3 protein-coding genes are annotated in these 2,201 nt (G+C 69.3%); all 3 read left to right on the top strand.

What is annotated here, in order from left to right; genetic code table 11:
* On the top strand, positions 1-774 hold a 774-nt coding region (locus H0U68_RS11160), incomplete at its 5' end, for a thiamine pyrophosphate-dependent dehydrogenase E1 component subunit alpha (RefSeq protein WP_296355546.1).
* A gap of 1 nt (position 775) precedes the next feature.
* Positions 776-1,837: an alpha-ketoacid dehydrogenase subunit beta gene (locus H0U68_RS11155; protein WP_296355544.1), complete on the top strand. Its 1,062-nt coding sequence runs from the start codon at positions 776-778 to the stop codon at positions 1,835-1,837.
* A gap of 2 nt (positions 1,838-1,839) precedes the next feature.
* Positions 1,840-2,201: biotin/lipoyl-containing protein (locus H0U68_RS11150; RefSeq protein WP_296355542.1), on the top strand; the 362-nt coding region annotated here is incomplete at its 3' end.

Below are 2,201 nucleotides of genomic sequence, written 5' to 3'. Positions count from 1 at the left end.
TATTCGAACAGCGGCGACCGGCTGAAAGGCCGCCAGCTGCCGATCATGTATTCGACCAAAGAGGGGGCGTTCTTCACCATCTCGGGCAACCTCGCCACCCAATATCCGCAGGCGGTCGGCTGGGCTATGGCGTCGGCGGCGCAGGGCGACACGCGGATCGCCGCGACCTGGTGCGGCGAGGGATCGACGGCGGAGAGCGATTTCCACGCCGCCTGCACCTTCGCCACCGTCTATCGCGCGCCGGTGATCCTGAACGTGGTCAACAACCAGTGGGCGATCTCCTCGTTCCAGGCCATCGCCGGGGGCGAGTCCACCACCTTCGCCGCGCGCGGCGTGGGCATGGGCATCGCCTCGCTGCGGGTCGACGGCAACGACTTCCTGGCCTGCTACGCCGCGTCCCGCTGGGCCGCCGAGCGCGCCCGCGCCAACCTGGGCCCGACCCTGATCGAGTGGGTCACCTACCGGGGCGGCCCGCACTCCACCTCGGACGACCCGTCCAAGTACCGTCCGGCCGACGACTGGGAGCGCTTCCCGCTGGGCGACCCGATCACGCGGCTGAAGGCCCACCTGGTCGGCCTGAACGCCTGGTCCGACCAGGAGCACGAGCAGGTCACCAAGGAACTGGAGGCCGAGATCGCCGTCGCGCAGAAGGAAGCCGAAAGCCACGGCACCCTGCTGGACGGCCGCATCCCCAGCGCCGCCACCATGTTCGAAGACGTTTACGCCACCATGCCGGAACACCTGCGCCGCCAGCGCCAGGAAATGGGAGTTTGAAATGCTGACCCAGACACGCGATACCCAGGTGCCCAGCGCCGCCGGCCAGAAGAAGCCGATGACCATGATCCAGGCGCTGCGCTCCGCCATGGACGTGATGATGGAACGCGACGACAACGTGGTCGTGTTCGGCCAGGACGTCGGCTATTTCGGGGGCGTGTTCCGCGTCACCGAAGGCCTGCAGGCCAAGTACGGCAAGTCGCGCTGCTTCGACGCGCCGATCAACGAGGGCGGCATCGTCGGCACGGCGGTGGGCATGGGCGCCTACGGCCTGCGGCCGGTGGCGGAGATCCAGTTCGCCGACTACTTCTATCCCGCGGCCGACCAGCTGATCTCGGAAGCGGCGCGCCTGCGCTTTCGCTCGGCCGGCGACTTCACCGCGCCGATCACGGTGCGCATGCCCTGCGGCGGCGGCATCTACGGCGGCCAGACGCACAGCCAGAGCCCCGAGGCCTTCTTCACCCACGTGTGCGGCCTGCGCACGGTGATGCCCAGCAACCCGTACGACGCCAAGGGCCTGCTGATCTCGTCCATCGAGTGCGACGATCCGGTGATCTTCCTGGAGCCCAAGCGCCTGTACAACGGCCCGTTCGACGGCCACCACGACCGTCCCGTCGTGCCGTGGTCCAAGCACCCGATGGGCGAGGTGCCCGAGGGCTACTACAACATCCCGCTGGAACAGGCGGCGATTGCCCGCCCCGGCAAGGAACTGACCGTGGTGACCTACGGCACCATGGTGTGGGTCTGCCGCGCCGCGGCCGAGGAAGCCGGCATCGACGCCGAGATCATCGACCTGCGCTCGCTCTGGCCGCTCGACCTCGACACGGTGCTGGAATCGGTGCGCAAGACCGGCCGCTGCGCCGTGGTGCACGAAGCCACCAAGACCAGCGGCTTCGGCGCCGAGCTGACATCGCTGGTGCAGGAGCACTGCTTCTACCACCTGGAGGCACCGATCGAGCGCGTCGCCGGCTGGGACACGCCGTACCCGCACGCCCAGGAGTGGGCGTATTTCCCCGGCCCGACCCGCGTGGCCGCCGCGTTCAAGCGCGCGATGGAGGCTTGATCATGGGTCTGTACGCAATCAAGATGCCCGACATCGGCGAAGGCATTGCCGAAGTGGAACTGGTGGAGTGGCGCGTGAAGGTGGGCGACACGGTGGCCGAGGACCAGATCCTGGCCGACGTGATGACCGACAAGGCCACGGTGGAAATCCCGTCGCCGGTGGCCGGCACCATCGCCTCGCTGGACGGCGTGCCGGGCCAGCTGATCGCGGTCGGCACGGCCATCATCCACCTGGAGGTGGAAGGCGCGGGCAACGTGAAGGGCGGGCTGCCGGCCGCTGCCGAGGCCAAGGAGACCGCGACGGCCTCCGCGCCTGCCGCCGCCGCGCGCGAAGCTGCGCCGCCGGCCAAGCCGGCCGCCGCGCC

Source organism: Ramlibacter sp., assembly GCF_013697775.1.
Taxonomy (GTDB): Bacteria; Pseudomonadota; Gammaproteobacteria; order Burkholderiales; family Burkholderiaceae_C; genus Ramlibacter.
This window is presented reverse-complemented; position numbering and strand designations above follow the sequence as displayed.